This window comes from Streptomyces sp. NPDC091412, assembly GCF_044756885.1.
GTDB lineage: Bacteria > Actinomycetota > Actinomycetes > Streptomycetales > Streptomycetaceae > Streptomyces.
On the sequence record NZ_JBIVTV010000001.1, the window covers coordinates 512,785 to 534,245 of the forward strand.

16 protein-coding genes are annotated in these 21,461 nt (G+C 71.3%); 4 read left to right on the forward strand and 12 right to left on the reverse strand.

Annotation, left to right across the window (positions count from 1 at the left end; all coding sequences use genetic code 11):
* Nucleotides 1-582: 582 nt before the first annotated feature.
* Genes whiA through uvrC form a run of 4 tightly spaced genes read right to left on the reverse strand, consistent with a single transcriptional unit; the run spans nucleotide 583 to nucleotide 5,796 of the window.
* A complete protein-coding gene (whiA, locus tag ACIQMV_RS02350) occupies nucleotides 583-1,572 on the reverse strand; it encodes a DNA-binding protein WhiA (RefSeq protein WP_141362000.1) in 990 nt (329 codons plus the stop codon).
* Nucleotides 1,563-2,657 carry a uridine diphosphate-N-acetylglucosamine-binding protein YvcK gene (gene yvcK, locus ACIQMV_RS02355; protein WP_402590493.1) on the reverse strand — a complete coding sequence of 365 codons (1,095 nt, stop codon included), beginning with the start codon at nucleotides 2,655-2,657 and terminating at the stop codon, nucleotides 1,563-1,565. Before yvcK ends, whiA begins: the two co-directional genes overlap by 10 nt.
* On the reverse strand, nucleotides 2,654-3,655 hold the full coding sequence (gene rapZ / locus ACIQMV_RS02360) for an RNase adapter RapZ (RefSeq protein ID WP_141361996.1): 1,002 nt from the start codon (nucleotides 3,653-3,655) through the stop codon (nucleotides 2,654-2,656). The genes yvcK and rapZ overlap by 4 nt, the downstream gene beginning before the upstream one ends.
* Nucleotides 3,652-5,796 carry an excinuclease ABC subunit UvrC gene (gene uvrC / locus ACIQMV_RS02365; protein WP_402590495.1) on the reverse strand — a complete coding sequence of 715 codons (2,145 nt, stop codon included), beginning with the start codon at nucleotides 5,794-5,796 and terminating at the stop codon, nucleotides 3,652-3,654. Before uvrC ends, rapZ begins: the two co-directional genes overlap by 4 nt.
* 275 nt (nucleotides 5,797-6,071) lie before the next feature.
* Here uvrC and ACIQMV_RS02370 point away from each other — a divergent pair, with 275 nt between their 5' ends.
* Complete coding sequence (locus ACIQMV_RS02370; protein ID WP_402590497.1) at nucleotides 6,072-7,019, forward strand: hypothetical protein; 948 nt, start codon at nucleotides 6,072-6,074, stop codon at nucleotides 7,017-7,019.
* Between the two features lie 24 nt (nucleotides 7,020-7,043).
* Here the strand turns inward: ACIQMV_RS02370 and ACIQMV_RS02375 are convergent, their stop codons facing one another.
* Nucleotides 7,044-7,472 carry a Rieske (2Fe-2S) protein gene (locus ACIQMV_RS02375; protein WP_141361990.1) on the reverse strand — a complete coding sequence of 143 codons (429 nt, stop codon included), beginning with the start codon at nucleotides 7,470-7,472 and terminating at the stop codon, nucleotides 7,044-7,046.
* 166 nt (nucleotides 7,473-7,638) lie between these two features.
* Between ACIQMV_RS02375 and ACIQMV_RS02380 the strand changes: the two genes are divergently transcribed.
* The gene (locus tag ACIQMV_RS02380) at nucleotides 7,639-8,550 is read left to right on the forward strand and encodes a carbohydrate kinase (RefSeq protein WP_402590499.1); all 912 of its coding nucleotides are present in this window, start codon (nucleotides 7,639-7,641) and stop codon (nucleotides 8,548-8,550) included.
* A 61-nt stretch (nucleotides 8,551-8,611) separates the two neighbouring features.
* Here ACIQMV_RS02380 and uvrA read toward each other — a convergent pair whose 3' ends face one another.
* Complete coding sequence (gene uvrA / locus ACIQMV_RS02385) at nucleotides 8,612-11,632, reverse strand: excinuclease ABC subunit UvrA (RefSeq protein ID WP_402590501.1); 3,021 nt, start codon at nucleotides 11,630-11,632, stop codon at nucleotides 8,612-8,614.
* A 234-nt stretch (nucleotides 11,633-11,866) separates the two neighbouring features.
* Between uvrA and ACIQMV_RS02390 the strand changes: the two genes are divergently transcribed.
* Entirely contained in the window at nucleotides 11,867-12,553 is a 687-nt protein-coding gene (locus ACIQMV_RS02390; RefSeq protein WP_402590503.1) for a maleylpyruvate isomerase family mycothiol-dependent enzyme, read from the forward strand.
* A gap of 48 nt (nucleotides 12,554-12,601) precedes the next feature.
* Complete coding sequence (locus ACIQMV_RS02395; RefSeq protein ID WP_141361982.1) at nucleotides 12,602-13,258, forward strand: MBL fold metallo-hydrolase; 657 nt, start codon at nucleotides 12,602-12,604, stop codon at nucleotides 13,256-13,258.
* A 226-nt stretch (nucleotides 13,259-13,484) separates the two neighbouring features.
* Here ACIQMV_RS02395 and aroQ read toward each other — a convergent pair whose 3' ends face one another.
* From aroQ to uvrB, 6 genes are all read right to left on the reverse strand, one after another.
* Nucleotides 13,485-13,961: a type II 3-dehydroquinate dehydratase gene (gene aroQ, locus ACIQMV_RS02400; protein ID WP_402590505.1), complete on the reverse strand. Its 477-nt coding sequence runs from the start codon at nucleotides 13,959-13,961 to the stop codon at nucleotides 13,485-13,487.
* 81 nt (nucleotides 13,962-14,042) lie between these two features.
* Nucleotides 14,043-15,143: a calcium:proton antiporter gene (locus ACIQMV_RS02405; protein WP_141366768.1), complete on the reverse strand. Its 1,101-nt coding sequence runs from the start codon at nucleotides 15,141-15,143 to the stop codon at nucleotides 14,043-14,045.
* 70 nt (nucleotides 15,144-15,213) lie between these two features.
* The gene (locus tag ACIQMV_RS02410; protein ID WP_141361979.1) at nucleotides 15,214-16,233 is read right to left on the reverse strand and encodes a TerC/Alx family metal homeostasis membrane protein; all 1,020 of its coding nucleotides are present in this window, start codon (nucleotides 16,231-16,233) and stop codon (nucleotides 15,214-15,216) included.
* Nucleotides 16,234-16,400: 167 nt separating this feature from the next.
* Nucleotides 16,401-18,488 carry a TerD family protein gene (locus tag ACIQMV_RS02415; protein ID WP_402590508.1) on the reverse strand — a complete coding sequence of 696 codons (2,088 nt, stop codon included), beginning with the start codon at nucleotides 18,486-18,488 and terminating at the stop codon, nucleotides 16,401-16,403.
* A 72-nt stretch (nucleotides 18,489-18,560) separates the two neighbouring features.
* A complete protein-coding gene (locus ACIQMV_RS02420) occupies nucleotides 18,561-19,139 on the reverse strand; it encodes a TerD family protein (protein WP_141361975.1) in 579 nt (192 codons plus the stop codon).
* 132 nt (nucleotides 19,140-19,271) lie between these two features.
* A complete protein-coding gene (uvrB, locus tag ACIQMV_RS02425; RefSeq protein WP_402590510.1) occupies nucleotides 19,272-21,437 on the reverse strand; it encodes an excinuclease ABC subunit UvrB in 2,166 nt (721 codons plus the stop codon).
* Between the last annotated feature and the right edge of the window lie 24 nt (nucleotides 21,438-21,461).

The following is a 21,461-nucleotide window of genomic DNA, read 5'->3' on the forward strand; positions in this document are numbered from 1 at the left end:
CGGACGCGTCCTGGACAGCACGGCTTCGACAAAGGCCCGAACCCCTCGCGCCGGCCGCCGGGATCACCCGATTTCGCTATGGATTGCCCATACCAATTGACCGTGTTGGTCACTCGTTCGTGAGCACCTCAGCTCACTTGTGAAATGCCATGATCTCCGACCAATCCGGACTTCCGGCAAACCCGTCAATTCCCCCACGGGGCCGCCGCGGCGGCAGACCGTACCCACCGCCCCGTCCACACCCGGGCCACCGCTCCCCGCGGTGGCCGAAGCAGCCTGTCAAGCACCGTCGCCGACCCGCGTCGCCCGGCCCGGGCCGGTCACCGTCGGTAGTTGCACACCAACCGACCGGCCGCCATCGGCCAACCAGCCGGTGCTGGTTGGCCGATGGCGGCCGGTCGGAGTGTGGTGACGGTCGATGTGAGGCGGCACGCCCGGTGGCGGCCTGCGGGGGCGGTGGGGGGTGCCGACCGACCCGTGGCAGGAGACGCGGCCGACCGGAGGCGGCAGGGCGGTCGGGAACGATCAGGACGTGATCCGGTCGGAACATGAGGCCGGGCCGGTCGGCCGGGCCCGCGCGGGTCAGCCCGCCAGGTTGTCCGCCAGTTCGTCGGCGAGGTTCGCCTCGGTGCCGGGGATGCCGAGGTCGGAGGCCCGCTTGTCGGCCATGGCCAGCAGGCGGCGGATGCGGCCGGCGACGGCGTCCTTGGTCAGCGGGGGGTCGGCGAGGGCGCCCAGCTCCTCCAGGGAGGCCTGCTTGTGCTCCATGCGCAGGCGTCCCGCGGCGGCGAGGTGCTCGGGGACGTCGTCGGCGAGGATCTCCAGGGCGCGGGCCACCCGCGCGCCGGCCGCGACGGCCGCGCGCGCCGAGCGGCGCAGGTTGGCGTCGTCGAAGTTGGCGAGGCGGTTGGCCGTGGCGCGCACCTCGCGGCGCATCCGCCGCTCCTCCCAGGCCAGCACGGACTCATGGGCGCCCAGCCGGGTCAGCAGGGCGCCGATCGCGTCGCCGTCACGGACCACCACCCGGTCCACGCCCCGCACCTCCCGGGCCTTCGCGGCGATGGACAGCCGGCGCGCGGCACCGACCAGCGCGAGGGCCGCCTCCGGGCCCGGGCAGGTCACCTCCAGGGAAGAGGAGCGGCCCGGCTCGGTGAGCGAGCCGTGGGCCAGGAAGGCACCGCGCCAGGCGGCCTCCGCGTCGCAGGTGGCCCCCGAGACCACCTGCGGCGGCAGGCCGCGGATCGGCCGGCCCCGACCGTCGACCAGACCGGTCTGGCGGGCCAGCTGGTCACCGCCCGCGACGACGCGTACGACGTAGCGCGAGCCGCGGCGCAGCCCGCCCGGCGCCATCACGATCAGCTCGGAGCTGTGACCGAAGATCTCCAGGATGTCCCGCTTCAGGCGCCGTGCCGCCATGGCGGTGTCCAGTTCCGCCTCGATCACGATCCGCCCGCTGACCAGGTGGAGGCCGCCGGCGAACCGCAGAAGGGCGGAGACCTCCGCCTTCCTGCAGCAGGTCCGGGTGACGGGGAGCCGGGAGATCTCGTCCTTCACCGCTGCCGTCATCGCCATGGGCCGATCCTTCCATGCATCCGAAAAATACGGTCGTACGCGGCGGCCAGCTGCTCCGGGTCGTGCCGCGGAGTTCCGTCCCTCCGGGCCACCGGCGCGAGCTCGACCGCGGCGCCGAACCGCTTGGCGGCCTCGGTCAGCACTTCGCGGTCGGGCACGGCGGCCTCGTCGGCCAGCACCACGTCCAGGGCGAGTTTAGGGGCGTGTCGTCCCAAAACCTCCAAATGACGCTGCGGGGAGAAGCCCTCGGTTTCTCCCGGCTGCGGCGCGAGGTTCAGGGACAGCACCCGGCGTGCCCTGGTCTCGGTGAGCGCGTCCAGAAGCTCGGGCACCAGCAGGTGCGGAATGACCGAGGAGAACCAGGAGCCGGGTCCGAGCACCACCCAGTCCGCGTCCAGGACCGCGTCCACGGCCTCGGGCACGGCGGGCGGGTCGTTCGGCACCAGGTGCACGGACTGCACCTCGCCCGAGGTGAGCGCGACGGTGGCCTGGCCGCGCACGGTGTCGATGTCCTCGGGCCGCTCCGGATCGTGCCCCTTGACCAGGGCCTGGAGCTCCAGGGGCACGGCGGACATGGGCAGCACGCGCCCGTGCGCCCCGAGCAGCTTGCCCACCAGGTCCAGCGCCTGGACATGGTCGCCGAGCTGTTCCCACAGGGCGACGATCAGCAGGTTGCCCACCGCGTGGTCGTGCAGGTCGCCCTGGGAGGTGAAGCGGTGCTGGATCACCCGGGCCCAGGTCTGGCCCCAGTCGTCGTCGCCGCACAGCGCGGCCAGCGCCTTGCGCAGGTCCCCGGGCGGCAGCACGCCCAGCTCGTCGCGCAGGCGCCCGCTGGAGCCCCCGTCGTCGGCCACGGTCACGACTGCGGTGAGGTCGCCGGTGATCCGGCGCAGTGCGGCGAGCGAGGCGGACAGGCCCATGCCGCCGCCGAGGGCGACCACCTTGGGCTGAGCGCCGCGGCGGCGCGCCCGCCCGCCCCGCGCCTCGGCCGGGCGCCCCGCGCGCGCCGCGATCGCCTGACGTGCCGAACGCCCCTCCGGCACCACCCGGCGCAGCCTGCTCAGCCGCGGAGTACGTCCGCTCACTCGCGCCCCATGTCCCGGTGGACGACGACGGTCTCCACGCCCTCGGCCGCGAGCCGCGCGGCGAGCTTCTCCGACGTGGCCACCGAGCGGTGCTTGCCGCCCGTGCAGCCGATCGCGATGGTCACGTACCGCTTGCCCTCGCGCCGGTAGCCGGCCGAGATGAGCCGCAGCAGCTCGGCATAGCGGTCGAGGAACTCCTTGGCGCCGGGCTGGTTGAAGACGTACGCGGCGACCTCGTCGTTCAGGCCGGTGTACGGGCGCAGTTCGGGGACCCAGTGCGGGTTGGGCAGGAACCGCATGTCGGCGACCAGGTCGGCGTCGACCGGCAGGCCGTACTTGAAGCCGAACGACATCACGGTGGCCCGCAGTTCGGGCTCCTCCTCGCCGGCGAACTGGGCGTCCATCTTGGCGCGCAGTTCGTGCACGTTGAGGCTGGAGGTGTCGATCACCAGGTCGGCGTCGCCGCGCAGCTCGCGCAGCAGCTCACGCTCGGCGGCGATGCCGTCGACGATGCGGCCGTCGCCCTGGAGCGGGTGGGGCCGGCGCACCGACTCGAAGCGGCGCACCAGGGCCTCGTCCGAGGACTCCAGGAAAACGATCCGCCGGGTGACGTTCTTGGCCTCCAGGCCGGCCAGGGACTCGCGCAGGTTGTCGAAGAAGCGGCGGCCGCGGACGTCGACGACGACCGCGATGCGTGCCACGTTGCCCTGCGAGCGGGCACCGAGCTCCACCATGGTGGGGATCAGCGCCGGCGGCAGGTTGTCGACGACGAACCAGCCGAGGTCCTCCAGACATTTGGCGGCCGTGGACCGGCCTGCCCCGGACATGCCGGAGATGATCACCAGCTCGGGAATGGCCGTGTCGGGGACGCCGGCCGTGTCGATGCCCGTACTCACCTGTGCTCCGTTTTCCTTGGACGCGCGCTCGTTCTGTTCCTCGCGCGGTCCCTCGTGGGACTGATCTCGCTCGGCGCTTCGCCGTGCGTCGTGCTCGGTCATGTCTCCTGCCCCCGTCGGTCGTCCGGAACGCCCGTGGACACGGGCGTCTCCGCGTCATCCGCCGTCGTCGCCGGTGGCGCTTCTTCCACGTCTTCCATGATCTCTCCAGTCGCCGTGTTGACGGCGGGTGCGGCCGGGACCGCCTGGGCGAGTGCCGCGGCGATGGTCTCGGCCGTCTTGCGGCCTATACCGGGTACCCCGCAGATCTGGTCGATTGTCGCGGACCGCAGCCGCTTCACCGAGCCGAAATGCTTGATCAGCGCCTGTTTGCGTGTCTCGCCGAGGCCGGGCACGTCGTCCAGGGGCCCGGCCCGGAAGCGCTTGGCCCGTCTGGTGCGCTGGTAGGTGATGGCGAACCGGTGGGCCTCGTCGCGCACGCGTTGCAGCAGGTACAGGCCCTCGCTGCTGCGGGGCAGGACCACCGGGTCGTCGTCGCCGGGCAGCCAGACCTCCTCCAGGCGCTTGGCCAGTCCGCACACGGCGATGTCGTCGATGCCGAGTTCGTCCAGGGCCCGCTGGGCGGCCGCGACCTGGGGCTGCCCGCCGTCGACGACGACGAGCTGGGGCGGGTAGGCGAAGCGCTTGGGACGGCCGTCGTCCTCGGTGAGGGCACCGACGGGGCCGCCGGGTGCGTCGTCGGGCGAGCCGTCGAGGGAGCCGCCGGGTGAGCCGTTCACGGGGACGTCCTCGCCGTCGGCCCACTCGCCGGTCTTCTCCTTCTCCGCGAGGTAGCGCCTGAAGCGGCGGGTGATCACCTCGTGCATGGAGCGGACGTCGTCCTGGCCCTCGCCGTGCCACAGCTGCGTGTCTCCGGCACGGCCCTTGATCTGGAAGCGGCGGTACTCGCTCTTGCGCTGGAGGCCGTCCTCGAAGACGACCATGGAGGCCACCACGTCGTCGCCCTGGAGGTGGGAGATGTCGTAGCACTCGATCCTGAGGGGGGCGCTGTCCAGGTCGAGGGCCTCGGCGATCTCCTCCAGGGCACGCGAGCGCGTGGTGAGGTCGGAGGCGCGCCTGGTCTTGTGCAGGACGAGCCCCTGCTGGGCGTTGCGCTGCACGGTCTCCATGAGGGCCTTCTTGTCGCCGCGCTGCGGGATGCGCAGCGAGACGTTCGACCCGCGGCGCTCGGCGAGCCACTCCTGGACCGGTTCGACCGGGTCGGGCAGGGCCGGGACGAGGACCTCCTTGGGCACGGCGTCCCCGCTCTCCTCGCCGTACAGCTGCTGCAGGGCGTGCTCGACGAGGGCGCCGGTGGTGACGTCCTCCACCTTGTCGGTCACCCAGCCGCGCTGGCCGCGCACCCGTCCGCCGCGCACGTGGAAAATCTGTACCGCGGCCTCCAGTTCGTCCTCGGCGACGGCGATGAGGTCGGCGTCGGTCGCGTCGGCGAGCACGACCGCGTTCTTCTCCATGGCCTTCTTCAGGGCCTCGATGTCGTCGCGCAGGCGGGCGGCCCGCTCGTACTCCATCTCCTCGGCCGCCTCCGTCATCTGCTTCTCCAGGCGGCGCAGATACGTGCCGGTGCGGCCGGCCATGAAGTCGCTGAAGTCCTCGGCCAGTTCACGGTGCTCCTCGGCGGAGACACGACCGACGCAGGGCGCGGAGCACTTGCCGATGTAGCCCAGCAGGCAGGGGCGGCCGGTGCGGGCGGCGTTCTTGAAGACACCGGCCGAGCAGGTGCGCACCGGGAAGACGCGCAGCAGCAGGTCGACCGTGTCGCGGATGGCCCACGCGTGCCCGTACGGCCCGAAGTAGCGCACGCCCTTCTTCTTGTGGCCGCGCATCACCTGCACGCGCGGGAACTCCTCGTTCATCGTCACCGCGAGGTACGGGTAGCTCTTGTCGTCGCGGTACTTGACGTTGAACCGGGGGTCGAACTCCTTGATCCAGGAGTACTCCAGCTGCAGCGCCTCGACCTCCGTGGACACCACCGTCCACTCCACGGACGCGGCCGTGGTGACCATGCTGCGGGTGCGCGGGTGAAGGTTCGCGAGGTCCTGGAAGTAGTTCGCCAGGCGCTGGCGCAGGCTCTTGGCCTTTCCGACGTAGATGACCCGGCGGTACTCGTCACGGAACCGGTAGACCCCGGGGGAGTCCGGGACGTCTCCCGGTTTGGGGCGGTAGCTGGAGGGGTCGGCCATGACTCAACCCTACTGTCGAGCACCGACACCGCGGCGGCCCTCCACGACCCGGGCCGCGACGCGCCCCGGCCGGGGCTGCTTCCTTGGCCAGGAGCTCACTCCTGTCGGGTCTCAGGTGTTGTCGGGACTTGGTCAACACGCTTCAATGCGTTGGAACTCGGGGCCGTGAACGACGGCGTACGGATGTGAAGAACCCTGCCTTCGCGCGGGGCGGCCCCGACGACCCGCGTGAAGGGTCCGCCGAGTCGCCCGCACCTTCACAGAAAGGCCCGCGCATGCCGCACGCCCCACAGCAGGCGGACGTCGCCACCGCGGAACTGGACACGGTCCTGCGGGGCGGCCCCTTCCACGTGGCGCTGCGCGCCGCGATCGCCGCTCGTGGACTGCCGTTGCAGCGCGTGCAGCACCATCTGACGCGCTACGGGGTGAAGGTCGGCGTCACCAGCCTCAGCTACTGGCAGCAGGGTGCCCGGCGCCCGCAGCGCCCGGAGTCACTGCGGGCCGTACGGGCGCTGGAGGAGATTCTGCGGTTGCCGGACGAGTCACTGATCCGGCTGCTGGCCGACGCCGACGAGCACGCGGCCGGCGGGCGGCCCGCCGTCCGCTCCTACCGCTCCCTGGTCCGGGCCTCGGACGTGCTGCGCGGGCTGCTGGCGGAGCTGGACTGCCCGCCCGGCGGCGGGCTGCACGTGCTCGGGCACCACGAGCGGGTGCTGATCGGGGCGCGGCGCGAACTCGCGGGCCGCGAGTCCGAGCACATCGTGCGCGCCCACCGGGACGGCGTGGACCGTTTCGTGGCCGTCCATCACGGCGATCCGGGCTGCGCGCCGGAGCGGATGACCGTGCGGGCCCTGGAGAACTGCCGCACCGGCCGGATACGCCGGCACCACGACACCGGGGTGCTGGTGGCCGAGCTGCTCTTCGACACCCGGCTGCGGGCCGGCGACACGTTCCTGTTCCGGCACGGCGTGGAGGACGGAACGGCCGGGACGACGCGCGAGTACGTCCGGGAGTTCCCCTCCGCCGGCGGCCAGTACGCCCTTCAGGTCCGGTTCGACGCCGGCACCCTGCCGGTGCGCTGCCACCGGTTCACTCAGGCGTCGGCGGCGGCTCCGCGCAGCGGCCGCCGGGAGCTGCCGGTGAGCGAGCGGCACCGTTCGGTGCACCTCGTGGAGCCGCGCGTGCGGTCGGGGACCGTGGGGGTCGGCTGGGACTGGGAGTGAGCGGGCCGGACCGGCGGCCGGATGTCAGGCCCCGGGTCCGGCGACGAGCCTGCCGCCCTCGGCGCGCACGGGAAGTTCGGGCAGCGGCGTGCTTGCCGGGGAGCGCACCACCTCGCCGGTCGTGGCGTCGAACTCGCTGCCGTGGCAGGGGCAGATCAGCTTCGTCCCCTGAAGCTTGTTGATCGGGCACTGCGCATGCGTGCAGATCGTGCTGAACGCCTTGAGGGTGCCGTCCGCGCCCCGGCTGACCACCACGTTGTGGTCCCGGTACAGCTTGGCGCCACCCTCGGGGACCTCGCTCTCGGCGCCGAGGTCGACCGGCGCGGTGGGCGTGGCGGGGGTCGTGACGCCGCCGCCGATCGGTCCGCAGGCGGTGAGCCCGAGCGCGACGGCGGGGGTGAGGGCCGCTCCCCGCAGGATCGTGCGGCGGCTCGCGGAGGGGCGGCCGGACATGAAGGCCTCCACTGGTCAAGGGGCTGGACAACGCCGACGATACCCACCGGGCCCGGACCGGACGGGGGCGGGTCGGACGGACGCGGACGACCCGGGCCGGCGTTGTACCTCCGGCGCGCAATGGGATAGCTTCCCGGCCCGAGCTGTCCGAGAGAGGAATGGACTCGTGATCGTCGTCGCCGGTGAGGCCCTGATCGACCTGGTACCGCGGGGAAGGGGCGCCCTCGCGGACCTCAGACCGGCGCTCGGCGGCGGCCCGTACAACACGGCCGTCGCGCTGGGCCGCCTCGGCTCGCCCACGGCGTTCTGCTCCCGCACGTCGTACGACGCCTTCGGCGAGGCCCTGCTCGACGGGCTGCGGGGTGCCGCGGTGGACGTGTCCGGTGTGCAGCGCGGCGCCGAGCCGACGACGCTGGCGGTCGCCACGGTCGGCACCGACGGCTCCGCCGCGTACGCGTTCTACGTCGACGGCACCGCCGACCGTCTGTTCACGGCGCCCGCCGCCCTTCCCGCCGGAACCCGCGCGGTGTCCTTCGGCACCTGTTCGCTGGTGCTGGAGCCGGGCGCGACCGCCTACGAGGAGCTGATGCGGACGGCTTCCGCGCAGGGTGTGTTCACCGCACTGGACCCGAACGTCCGGCCCGGACTGATCGCGGACGCGGACGCCTACCGGGCGCGTTTCGCGAGCTGGCTGCCCTCGGTGTCGCTGCTGAAGCTCTCCGAGGAGGACGCGGGGTGGCTGGGCGGCACTCCGCGCGAGTGGCTGGCCGCCGGGCCCGGGGCGGTGGTGATCACCCACGGCGGCGACGGGCTCACCGCGTACACCCGGGACGGCGCGGAGCACTCCGTTCCGGGCGAGAAGGTCGACGTCGTCGACACCATCGGCGCGGGCGACACCGTGAACGCGGCCCTGCTGCACGGACTGGCCGTGCAGGACGCCCTCTCCCCCGAGGGCCTCGCGGGCCTCGGCGCCTCGGGCTGGAGCCGGCTGCTGCGGTTCGCGGCCCGCGCGGCCGCGATCACCTGCTCGCGCGCGGGAGCGGAGCCGCCGTACGCGGCGGAGGTGGGCGCGCCGTAGGCCTCCGGCGCGAGCAGCGCCCCGCGGGAGTGCCCGCGGGGCGCTGTGGCCGGACTGTGTCTCAGGCCTTGCGGGCCCGCGTCGTCTTCTTCGCGGGCGTCGCCTTCTTGCTCGCCGTGCTGTTGGCCTTGGTCGTCGTCCTCGCCGTGGCCGTCTTGCGGGTCGTCGACGCGGCCGCGACGGCCTTCTTGACGGCGGTCCCGCGCGGGGCCTTGGCCGAGGATGCGGCATCGCTGATCCGGTCCGGCTGAAGGATCTCGCGCAGGAACTTCCCGGTGTGGCTGGCCGGGACGCCGGCGACCTGCTCGGGCGTGCCCTCGGCGATGACCAGGCCACCGCCGGCGCCGCCCTCGGGGCCCATGTCGACGACCCAGTCGGCGGTCTTGATCACATCGAGGTTGTGCTCGATGACGATGACCGTGTTGCCCTTGTCGACCAGTCCGGACAGCACCTTCAGCAACTTGCTGATGTCCTCGAAGTGCAGACCGGTGGTGGGCTCGTCCAGGACGTAGACCGTGCGCCCGGTGGAGCGGCGCTGCAGCTCGCTGGCGAGCTTCACGCGCTGCGCCTCACCGCCGGACAGGGTGGTCGCGGACTGCCCGAGCCGGACGTAACCGAGGCCGACGTCCTTGAGGGTCTTGAGGTGGCGGGCGATCGCCGGGACCGCCTCGAAGAACTCGGCCGCCTCCTCGATCGGCATGTTGAGCACGTCGGCGATGGACTTGCCCTTGTAGTGGACTTCCAGGGTCTCCCGGTTGTAGCGGGCGCCGTGGCAGACCTCGCAGGGGACGTAGACGTCCGGCAGGAAGTTCATCTCGATCTTGATGGTGCCGTCGCCCGCGCAGTTCTCGCAGCGCCCGCCCTTGACGTTGAAGGAGAAGCGGCCGGGCTGGTAGCCCCGGACCTTCGCCTCGGTGGTCTCGGCGAACAGCTTGCGGATGTGGTCGAAGACGCCGGTGTACGTCGCCGGGTTGGACCGCGGGGTGCGGCCGATGGGCGACTGGTCGACGTGCACCACCTTGTCCACGAGGTCGTCGCCGTCCACGCGCGTGTGGCGCCCGGGCACGTTGCGGGCGCCGTTCAGCTCGCGGGCCAGGTGGGTGTACAGGATGTCGTTGACCAGCGTCGACTTGCCGGAACCGGAGACTCCGGTGACCGCCGTGAACAGGCCGAGCGGGAAGGACACGTCGATGTCCTTCAGGTTGTTCTCCCGGGCGCCGTGCACGGTGAGCTGCCGGGACGGGTCGAGCGGGCGCCGGATGTCGGGCAGCGGGATCGCCTTCTTGCCGGCCAGGTACTGCCCGGTCTGCGACTCGGCGTTGGCGAGCAGTTCCTTCAGGGAGCCGCTGTGCACGACCTTGCCGCCGTGCTCGCCCGCGCCGGGGCCGATGTCGACGATCCAGTCGGCGGTCTTGATGGTGTCCTCGTCGTGCTCGACGACGATGAGCGTGTTGCCCATGTCGCGCAGCCGGACCAGGGTCTCGATCAGCCGGTGGTTGTCGCGCTGGTGCAGGCCGATGGACGGCTCGTCGAGGACGTACAGGACGCCGACGAGGCCGGAGCCGATCTGGGTGGCCAGGCGGATGCGCTGGGCCTCGCCGCCGGAGAGCGTGCCGGCCGCGCGGTTCAGCGAGAGGTAGTCGAGGCCGACGTCGACCAGGAACCGCAGCCGCTCGTTGACCTCCTTGAGGACGCGCTCGGCGATCTTCTTGTCGCGCGCGTCCAGCTTCAGCCCGCGCAGGAAGTCCGCGCAGTCGCTGATGGACATCGCGGAGATCTCGGCGATCGACTTGCCCATGAGCGTGACCGCGAGGACGACCGGCTTCAGGCGCGTGCCCTCACAGGTGGGGCAGGGCACCTCGCGCATGTAGCCCTCGAAGCGCTCGCGGCTGGCGTCGCTCTCGGCCTCGCTGTGCCGGCGCTTGACGAACGGCACGGCGCCCTCGAAGGGCGTGGTGTAGACGCGCTCGCGCCCGTACCGGTTGCGGTAGCGGACCTCGATCTGCGTCCTGTGGCCGTAAAGCAGGGCCTTCTTGGCGCGCTGCGGCAGGCCCGCGAAGGGGATGTCGGTGCGGAAGCCGAGGGCGTCGGCGAGGGCGCCGACCAGCCGGCCGAAGTAGTCCTTGGTGTGCCCGTGCGACCAGGGGTGGATGGCGCCCTCGTCGAGGGACTTCTCCTCGTCCGGGACGATCAGCTCCGGGTCGACCTCCATGCGGGTGCCGATGCCGGTGCACTCGGGGCAGGCGCCGAAGGGCGAGTTGAAGGAGAAGGAACGGGGCTCCATCTCCTCGAAGGACAGGTCGTCGTACGGGCAGTACAGGTGCTCCGAGTACATCCGCTCGCGCTCGGGGTCGTCCTCGGGCAGGTCGACGAAGTCGAGCACGACCATGCCGCCGGACAGGCCGAGCGCGGTCTCGACGGAGTCGGTGAGGCGGCGCTTGGCGGAGTCCTTCACCGTGAGGCGGTCGACGACCACCTCGATGGTGTGCTTCTCCTGCTTCTTCAGCGTGGGCGGGTGGGAGAGCTGGACGGTCTCGCCGTCCACGCGCGCGCGGGAGTAGCCCTTGGTCTGGAGGTCGGCGAAGAGGTCGACGAACTCGCCCTTGCGCTCGCGCACCAGCGGCGAGAGCACCTGGAAGCGGCTTCCCTCCGGCAGCTCGAGCACCCTGTCGACGATGGCCTGCGGCGACTGCCGTGAGATCGGGCGGCCGCACTCGGGGCAGTGCGGCTTGCCGATGCGGGCGAAGAGCAGGCGCAGGTAGTCGTAGACCTCGGTGATGGTGCCGACCGTCGAGCGCGGGTTGCGCGAGGTCGACTTCTGGTCGATGGAGACCGCCGGCGAGAGGCCCTCGATGAAGTCGACGTCCGGCTTGTCCATCTGGCCGAGGAACTGGCGGGCGTACGAGGAGAGCGACTCCACGTAGCGCCGCTGGCCCTCGGCGAAGATGGTGTCGAAGGCCAGGGAGGACTTGCCCGACCCGGACAGGCCCGTGAAGACGATGAGCGAGTCCCGAGGCAGGTCGAGCGAGACGTTCTTCAGGTTGTGCTCGCGCGCGCCACGGACGATGAGACGGTCGGCCACGCCGGTCCGCACCTTTCTTGAGAGAAGTGACAGGGGCGGGGCCCCCGTGCTTTCTCAGACTAGGGGGAGCCACTGACAACGCCGGGCGGGATTCCCGGATGCGCCCGGATACACAACAATCCCCGGCTCTCCAGCATGCCCGATGCCGCATCCGACCTTATAGCACGTACATTCGATTTACGGCCGTCCTTCACCGCCTTCACCCGAAGGTGTGGCGCGACTAGGGTCGGCGTCATGATTGATCACGCGCGCGACCTGGCGTCTGTGCAGGACGCAACCGAACGACTGCTGACCGCTGTCGGCAAGCTGGACAACGCGGCTGTGACCGACCAGTCACGACTGCCCGGCTGGACCCGGGGCCACATCCTGGCCCACCTCGCCCGCAACGCGGACGCGCTGGTGAACGTTTTCGAGGGCCGTCCCATGTACGCGTCCGCCGAGGCCCGGGACGCCGACATCGAGCGGGACGCCCCGCGCCCCCTCGACGTCCAGGTCGCCGACGTGCGCGACACCGCGGCCCGCTTCCAGCGGACGGCGGCCGAGCCCGCGGACTGGTCGCGGACGGTGGAGCTGCGCAACGGCGTCACCGACTCCGCGTCCCGGGTGCCCTTCCGGCGCTGGGTGGAGGTCGAGCTGCACCACGTGGACCTCGGCATCGGCCACGAGCTCGAGGACCTGCCGGCGGAGTTCGTCGAGCGGGAGATCGAGTTCCTGGCCCAGCGGTTCTCCGGGCACCCGGACGTGCCGCCGGCCCGGCTGACGGACGGCACGCACGCGTGGGACACGGGCCGGGAGGCGGAGGAGCCCGCGGTCACCGTCACGGGGGGCCGGGCGGACCTGCTCGGCTGGCTCGCGGGGCGGCGCGACGGATCCGCCCTGACGGTGGCGGGCGGCGCGCTCCCGGCACTGCCGCCGCTGTAGCCGCGTGCGCGGTCCCCGGGCGGCTGCCCCCGCTATAGGCTGACGGCCATGACGTACAGCGGAGAGGTGAAGGTCGGCGGCCCGGCGGACGTGCACGAGCTGAAGGACCTGATGATCACCAAGATCGCGGTCGGCCCGATGGACAACAACGCCTATCTGCTGCGCTGCCGGGCCACGGACGAGCAACTGCTGATCGACGCGGCGAACGACGCGCACACGCTGCTCGGCATGATCGGTGACGACGGCATCGCCTCCGTCGTCACCACCCACCGGCACGCCGACCACTGGCAGGCGCTGGCGGAGGTCGTGACGGCCACGCGCGCGCGTACGTACGCGGGACGGGACGACGCCGAGGGCATCCCGGTGCCGACCGACGTCCTCGTGGGCGACGGGGACACCGTGCGGGTGGGGCAGGTGGAACTCACCGCGCGCCACCTCGTCGGCCACACCCCCGGCTCGATCGCGCTGGTCTACGACGACCCGCACGGGCATCCGCACGTGTTCACGGGCGACTGCCTCTTCCCCGGCGGGGTGGGCAACACCCGCAAGGACCCGAAGGCGTTCGCCGGCCTGATCCACGACGTGGAGACGAAGATCTTCGACGTCCTCCCGGACGAGACCTGGGTCTACCCGGGCCACGGCAACGACACCACGCTGGGCGCCGAGCGCCCGCATCTGCCGGAGTGGCACGCGCGCGGCTGGTGAACGGGCCGGGTGGTGAACGGGCGGCGTACGGCCGCACGCCGCTCTCCGCCCGCGCACCCCGTGTGCACCCCGCGCACACAGCGGCGGCACGCACCCGCTCCCCCTCCGCGTCGTCGCGCAGTCGGCTGGGGGCAGCCCCGCGTGGGAAGACGGCTCCCGCGCGGTACGGGCCGCCGGTCCTCTGTCCCGCCCTCGACCGGCGGCCCCGGCCACGCGCCGCGGGCGGCTACGCGTCGGCCGCCCGCTGTGCGCCGGCCAGTGCCGCGACCCGCTCCACCGCGAACGCGTAGCCCTGCACTCCGCACCCGGCGATGACGCCGTCGGCGCGCAGGGAGACGTAGGAGTGGTGCCGGAACTGCTCACGCTGATGGATGTTGGAGATGTGCACCTCCACCACCGGCATCCCGTCGCAGGTGTTGAGCGCGTCGAGGAGGGCGACGGAGGTGTGCGAGTAGGCGGCGGGGTTGATGACGATTCCGCAGTGGTTCAGCCGGGCCTCGTGGATCCAGTCGACCAGTTCGCCCTCGTGGTTGGACTGGCGGAGGTCGACCGTGCCGCCGTGCGCCGCGGCCGCCTTGGCGCACAGTGCCTCGACGTCCGCGAGCGTGTCGGAGCCGTAGATCTCCGGCTGCCGCTGCCCGAGCAGGTTCAGGTTGGGGCCGTTGAGAATCATGATCGGGGCGTTGGCCAGGGTGCGGGGCACGGTTCCTCCGGTCCGTTCGTCCGACGGCGGCCGATGGGCGACCGCCGTTCGGACCCGGTCTATCACGGCACGCCGGTTCGCCTAGGGGTTGATCGCCAGCTCCAGATAGGCCGCGAAGATCACCAGATGGACACCGCCCTGGAGTGGCGTGGCCCGTCCCGGCACCACGGTCAGCGAACTGACCACCACGGTGAGCAGGAGCAGCAGCATGTGAGTGGGACCGAGGCCGAGGACGAGCGGCCCGGACAGCCACAGCGACGCCAGCGCGACGGCGGGGATGGTCAGGCCGATGCTGGCCATCGCTGATCCCAGCGCGAGGTTGAGGCTGGTCTGCACCCGGTCGCGCCGGGCGGAGCGCAGCGCGGCGATGGTCTCGGGCAGCAGCACGAGCAGGGCGATGATCACGCCGACGACCGCGTGGTGCAGACCTGCGGACTCCACCGCTGACTCGACGGTGGGCGACACGCCCTTGGCCAGTCCGACCACGCCGACCAGGGCCAGGCCCAGCAGTCCCACGCTGATCCAGGCGGTGCGGGTGGACGGTGCCGCCGCGTGGTCCTCGGAGGTGATCACCTCGCCCTGCCGGGTGATCGGCAGGAAGTAGTCGCGGTGCCGCACGGTCTGGGTGGTCACGAACAGGCCGTACAGGACGAGTGAGGAGATCGCGGCGAAGGTGAGCTGGACTCCGGAGAACTGCGGTCCCGGCTGGGTGGTGGTGAACGTCGGGAGGACCAGGCTGAGCGTGGCCAAGGTCGCCACGGTGGCGAGCGCGGCGCCGGTGCCCTCGGCGTTGAAGACGGCCGTGCCGTGACGCAGGGAGCCGACCAGCAGACTGAGTCCGACCACGCCGTTGCAGGTGATCATCACGGCCGCGAACACCGTGTCCCTGGCGAGCGTCGAGGACTTGTCGCCGCCGTCCGCCATCAAGGTCACGATGAGCGCGACCTCGATGACGGTGACGGCGATCGCGAGGACCAGGGAGCCGAAGGGTTCTCCGACCCGGTGGGCGACCACCTCCGCGTGGTGCACCGCGGCCAGGACCGAGCCGGCGAGGACCAGGGTGACCACGCCGACGACCGCGCCGGGCAGGGACCGCCCCCAGGTGAGGATCAGCAGGACGACCGCGAGAACCGGCACGATGATCGTCCACGCCGTCAAGAGTCCCCTGAGCCGCGTGATCATGCTGCGATCGTCGCAGAGTCCCGGAACGATCGCATGCGCGATGAGGGGCCGGGTGTGCTCCCGCTCACGCTCACGCATCGACCCGGTCCTTCGCCGCGTCCTCGTGGCCCGCCTCCCGTGCCTCCGTCTCCCGCACCTCCTTCGCGGCCTGCTTCCGGGCGGCCAGCAGGCTGGTGACGGTGGTGACGGCCAGAACCGCGCAGATCACGCCGAGGGAGACCGGGATGCTGATCTCGGGGACATGCACGCCGGACTCGTGCAGCGCGTGCAGCACCAGCTTGACGCCGATGAAGCCGAGGATCACCGACAGGCCGTAGGACAGGTGGACCAGCTTCTTGAGCAGGCCGCCTATCAGGAAGTACAACTGCCGGAGGCCCATCAGCGCGAAGGCGTTGGCGGTGAAGACGATGTACGGGTCCTGGGTGAGGCCGAAGATCGCGGGGATGGAGTCGAGGGCGAACAGGATGTCGGTGGTGCCGATCGCGAGCATCACGACCAGCATCGGCGTCATCACCCGCTTGCCGTTCTGCCGGATCCACAGCCGGGTGCCGTGGTAGCGGTCGGCCACGCCGAAGCGGCGCTCGGCGGCCTTGAGCAGCTTGTTCTCCTCGAAGTCCTCTTCCTCGTCCCCGCCGGAGCGGGCCTCCTTGATGAGCTTCCAGGCGGTCCAGATCAGGAAGGCGCCGAAGAGGAAGAACACCCACGAGAAGCTCGCGATGATCGCGGCTCCGGCGGCGATGAAGCCGGCCCGCAGCACCAGGGCTATGAGGACGCCGATCATCAGCACCCGTCGCTGGTACTGCGACGGCACGGCGAACTTGGCCATGATCAGGACGAAGACGAAGAGGTTGTCGACGCTCAGCGACTTCTCGGTGATGAAGCCGGCGAAGAACTCGCCGGCCGGGCGGCCGCCGCCGAAGACGAGCAGACCGAGCCCGAAGAGACCGGCCAGGACGACCCAGACGGCCGTCCAGATCCCGGCTTCCTTGATCGACACGTCATGGGGTTTGCGGCCGATGAAGAAGTCGACGGCGATCAGGGCGGCCAGGCCGATGATGGTCAGGACCCACAGGGACAACGAGACATTCACAGGACAAAACGGTACCCGAACCCCAAGGAATGGTAAAGAGAAAGGCAAAGAAAAGATCAAAGTTGCAGGTCAGAGGGGTTTGCGATTCCTTGGGAAGGGGTGGTGTACCCGGGCTCAGCGGTTCCAGTCGCGACGACTGAGGCGACCGAGGCCCCGGTCGGGACCGCTCAACGGTTCCCGTCGCGCCGGGCCGCCGCGACCTCGGTGAGCACCAGTTGGAGCACCTGGCTGCCCGGCGGCACCACCGGCGGCTCGTACGTCCAGGCGTGTCCGACCCAGGGGTCGGCGAGGTGGTCGTCGGGCACCGAAGTCAGTCGCATCAGCGAACGCCACAGCGGGTCGAGCAACGGGCCGTAGGCGGCGGCGTCCTCGCGGTCGGCGACCATCATCAGGTGGACACCCACGGCCGGGCCCTCGTCGGCGAGGTAGCGCAACTGGGTCACGGCGCGGTCGTCGAATCCGTGCGGGAAGTCGTTGACGATCAGCAACTGTTCGGCGGCGTCGAAGCCGGGCGGCAGCGCGTCCGGCGCGCCCCCGCGCACGGCCATCTGCACCAGGTCGACCCGCTGGGTGAGCCGGCTCAGGACATCGGCGACCCCGGCGGCGCCGGCCGCGGGCGGCCCCGCGAGCACGCCCGTGCGCACCAGGGGCGCGAGTGCCTGCGCTCCGGATCCGGCCGGGTCGATGACGTGGACGCCGAACTCGCCCGCCGGGTAGACGGCGATCAGCCGGGCCGCGTGCGCCACGGCCGTCTCCATCGCCAGGAGGCGCCGTTCGCCCGCGTCCGCGAAGGATTCGTCGGGGGACGCCCAGCGGCCGCTGTCGATCCACAGGCCGCGCTCCAGCGGCAGCCGGATCAGCATGGGGATGCGCAGGGACGGGTCCTCGGGCAGGTGGAGATCGCCGAGGCGTACCGCCATGGGGATCTCCATCGGCACGCGGTAGCCGTGCCAGACCGGGTTGTCCCACCGGGCGTACGCCGCTGGCAGGGCCGGCTCGACGACCTCGGACTCGTCGGTGAGCTGGGCCAGGTCTCTGTCGAGCGACGCCCTGGCCTGGTCGACGAGCCGCGCGTGCTTGGCACGGGCCGCCTCCCGGGCGGCATCGCCCTGACCGCCGATGCGGCTGCGCGGGTCGGACAGGACCTGGTCCAGCTCCTTCTCCATGCGCGACTCGGCGAAGTCGACGGCACTGCGGTAGGCGGCCGTGGTGCGGGCCAGGTCCTCGAACATCCCCCAGACCTGGTTGTAGAGCCGCTCCTCCATCGACCACCCGGTCGCGTCCCCCGCGACGGGCCGCGCGGGCTGCCCGTCGTGGCCGGGACTCGCGGCCGGTGCGGCCGGCGGCGCCGCGGGCTGTCCGGACAGGGCCGAAGGCTGCCGGGGCGGGGGTGCGGGCTGTCCGGACGGGGGTGCGGGCTGTGCGGGCGGGGGTGCGGGCTGTCGCCGCGGGTGCCGGTAGTCGATGGTTCCGCCCGCGGGCACCGATGTCGTTGGTCCGGCCGCGGGGGTCCCGCCTCCGGATCCTCCTGGGCCCGCGGGCTGCGGCGCCGAGGGCCCGGCGGTCCCGGAGACCTGTCCCTCGTGGGAAGAACCCTCGTGGGAGGAAACGGAAGCAGCGGGGTTCGGCCGGGGCGGCGCGGAGGCCTGGGGGGAACGGGCTTCATCCGTCGTGCGGGGCGGGGGTGCCGCCACCGAGCGGGCCAGTCCCTCGGCCACCGCCTCCTCGGTGGCGGTGGCCAGTTCAGCGGCCTGGGTCAGCCCCAGGTCGCTGAGAAGTTCGGTGAGGCCGCCCGCGTAGCCCTGGCCGACGGCGCGCACTTTCCAGGCGTCCTGGCGGCGGTACAGCTCCATCGCGATCACGGCGGACTCGGCGTCCAGGCCGGTGATCGTATAGCTGGCGAGTTCGGTGCCGTCCGGGCCGGTGACCGCGACGAAGGGGGCGGCGACCGCGCCGAACCGGGTCGGGCCCCCACCCGCGGCGGGCAGGGCCAGCAGCACGTCGACGCGGTGCACCGCCTCGGGCATGGCGCCCAGGTCGACGGCGAGCCGGTGGTCGGCGGCTGCCTGGCGCGAGACCTCCAGACCGGGCAGGACGGGAGCGCCGGGGTGCACCACCCACTCGGCGCCCCGCGCCCTGCCGCTGTCGTCGCTGAGCGTGGCCGCAGCCACGACCGGACAGCCGGCCGAGATCCGGATCTCCAGGCGGACCTCGGAGAGCGGGTGGTTCTGCCCCCGCACCAGCTCGGCCGTCATCGCCTTCGTCCCCCTGGTGTCATGTGCTGTCGCCCGCCGACCGTCCGGACAATCCGAACCGTTCGGGCCGTTCTACAGGTGCGGCAGGATCGTCGGCATCAGGTCCTGGAAGGTGCGGCCGTTGGCGGGGGCGCCGAGGGCCGTCATCGTCCAGGCGCCGTTCACGCGGTGCACCTTCGCCATGATCTGGGCGGTGTAGTTGCCACCGCCGGCGAGGGTGTAGCGGGCGAGCTCCTGGCCGTTGGTCTCGTCGACCAGGCGGCAGAACGCGTTCTGCACCTCCTGGAAGGTCTGGCCCGTGAAGGAGTTCACGGTGAAGACGATCTGGTCGATGTGGACCGGGACGCGCTGGAGGTCGACGAGGATCGACTCGTCGTCGCCGCCCTGGCCCGCGCCGCCGACCAGGTTGTCGCCGGTGTGGCGCACGGAGCCGTCGTCGCTCACCAGGTGGCGGAAGAAGACGACGTCGACCGGCTGCTTCTCGGCGAAGAGCACGGCGGAGGCGTCGAGGTCGATCTCGCGCGTGCGCGAGCCGAACAGGCCCCGGCGCGGAGCCGCCTGCCAGCCGAGACCCATACGGACCGCGGTCAGGCTGCCCCCGTCGTTCTTCTGCAGACTGATGGCCTGACCCTTGGTCAAGTTGACGGTCACGGCTGATTCCCCTCTCGAGCTACGCCCCTGTCGCCGCCGGTACCGCGGCTGCCAAGAACCCTACGCAGCGGCAGTGGCGCCGCCGCACACGGGTCCGCACTTTGTGTCGGTCTTGCAACACAGCGCAGTCGGTCAGGACAGCCCCGCCTCGCGCATCTGACGCAGTTCCTTCTTCATCTCCGCGACCTCGTCGCGCAACCGGGCCGCGACCTCGAACTGGAGGTCGGCGGCGGCGGCGCGCATCCGCTCCGTCATCTCCTCGATCTGCTCGGCGAGTTCGGCGGCGGGACGGTCGGTGGGCACCGTCTCCTTCGCCTTGCCCTTGGCGGACTTGGCGGATTTGGCCGGCTTTGCGGCACCGGCGGCCTTGGCGCCGTTCTCGCCGCGGGACGGCACGGGGGTCTTCGCGCCCTTGCCGTCCTTCCCCTTGCGGTACCCGGAGCCGAGCAGCTGCTCGGTGTCGACCTCCTCGCGGGCGATCTGCGCGACGATGTCGTTGATCTTCTTGCGCAGCGGCTGCGGGTCGATGCCTTTCGCCTTGTTGTACGCGATCTGCTTCTCCCGGCGGCGGTTGGTCTCCTCGATGGCCTTCTCCATCGCCGGGGTGATCTTGTCGGCGTACATGTGGACCTGGCCGGAGACGTTGCGCGCCGCGCGGCCGATGGTCTGGATCAGTGAGGTGCCCGAGCGCAGGAAGCCCTCCTTGTCGGCGTCGAGGATCGCCACCAGTGACACCTCGGGCAGGTCGAGGCCCTCGCGCAGCAGGTTGATGCCGACCAGGACGTCGAACTCGCCGCTGCGCAGCTCGCGCAGCAACTCGATCCGGCGCAGGGTGTCGACGTCGCTGTGCAGGTAGCGCACCTGGATGCCGAGTTCCAGGAAGTAGTCCGTCAGGTCCTCGGCCATCTTCTTGGTCAGCGTGGTGACCAGGACACGCTCGTCCTTCTCCACGCGCCCGCGGATCTCGTGCACCAGGTCGTCGATCTGGCCCTCGGTGGGCTTGACGACGACCTGCGGGTCGACCAGGCCGGTGGGGCGGATGATCTGCTCGACCTGCCCGTCCGAGCGGGACAGCTCGTACGTGCCCGGCGTCGCCGACAGGTACACCGTCTGTCCGATGCGCTTCTGGAACTCCTCCCACTTCAGCGGGCGGTTGTCCAGGGCGGACGGCAGCCGGAAGCCGTGCTCGACGAGGGTGCGCTTGCGGGAGGCGTCACCCTCGTACATCGCGCCGATCTGGGGCACGGTGACGTGCGACTCGTCGATGACGAGCAGGAAGTCGTCCGGGAAGTAGTCGAGCAGGGTGTTGGGCGGGGTGCCGGGCGCGCGGTCGTCGAAGTGCATCGAGTAGTTCTCCACGCCGGAGCAGGTGCCGATCTGGCGGAGCATCTCGATGTCGTAGGTGGTGCGCATCCGCAGTCGCTGGGCCTCCAGCAGCTTGCCCTGCTTCTCCAGCTCGGCCAGGCGCTCCTCGAGCTCCTTCTCGATGCCCCTGACCGCCCGCTCCATGCGCTCGGGGCCGGCGATGTAGTGCGAGGCCGGGAAGACGTACAGCTGCTGGTCGTCGCTGATGATCTCGCCGGTGAGGGGGTGCAGGGTCGACAGCGCCTCGATCTCGTCGCCGAACATCTCGATACGGACGGCCAGCTCCTCGTAGACCGGGAAGATCTCGATGGTGTCGCCGCGCACCCGGAAGGTGCCGCGGGTGAAGGCCATGTCGTTGCGCGTGTACTGGATGTCCACGAAGCGGCGCAGCAGCTCGTCACGGTCGATCTCGTCGCCGATCCGGAGGGGCACCATGCGGTCCACGTACTCCTGCGGGGTGCCCAGGCCGTAGATGCAGGAGACGGAGGCGACCACGACGACGTCGCGACGGGTGAGCAGTGAGTTGGTCGCCGAGTGGCGCAGGCGCTCGACCTCCTCGTTGATCGAGGAGTCCTTCTCGATGTAGGTGTCCGACTGCGGGACGTAGGCCTCGGGCTGGTAGTAGTCGTAGTACGAGACGAAGTATTCGACCGCGTTGTTCGGCAGCAGTTCGCGAAACTCGTTGGCCAGCTGGGCGGCGAGCGTCTTGTTCGGCGCCATGACGAGGGTCGGTCGCTGCAGCTTCTCGATCATCCACGCCGTGGTGGCGGACTTTCCGGTGCCGGTGGCGCCGAGCAGGACGACGTCCGGCTCCCCCGCCTCGATGCGCTGGGCGAGTTCGGCGATGGCCTGCGGCTGGTCGCCGCTGGGCTGGTACGGGCTGACGACCTCGAAGGGCGCCACCGTGCGTTCGATGTGAGAGACGGGCCGCATGACATCCACCGTACGACCCGCCAC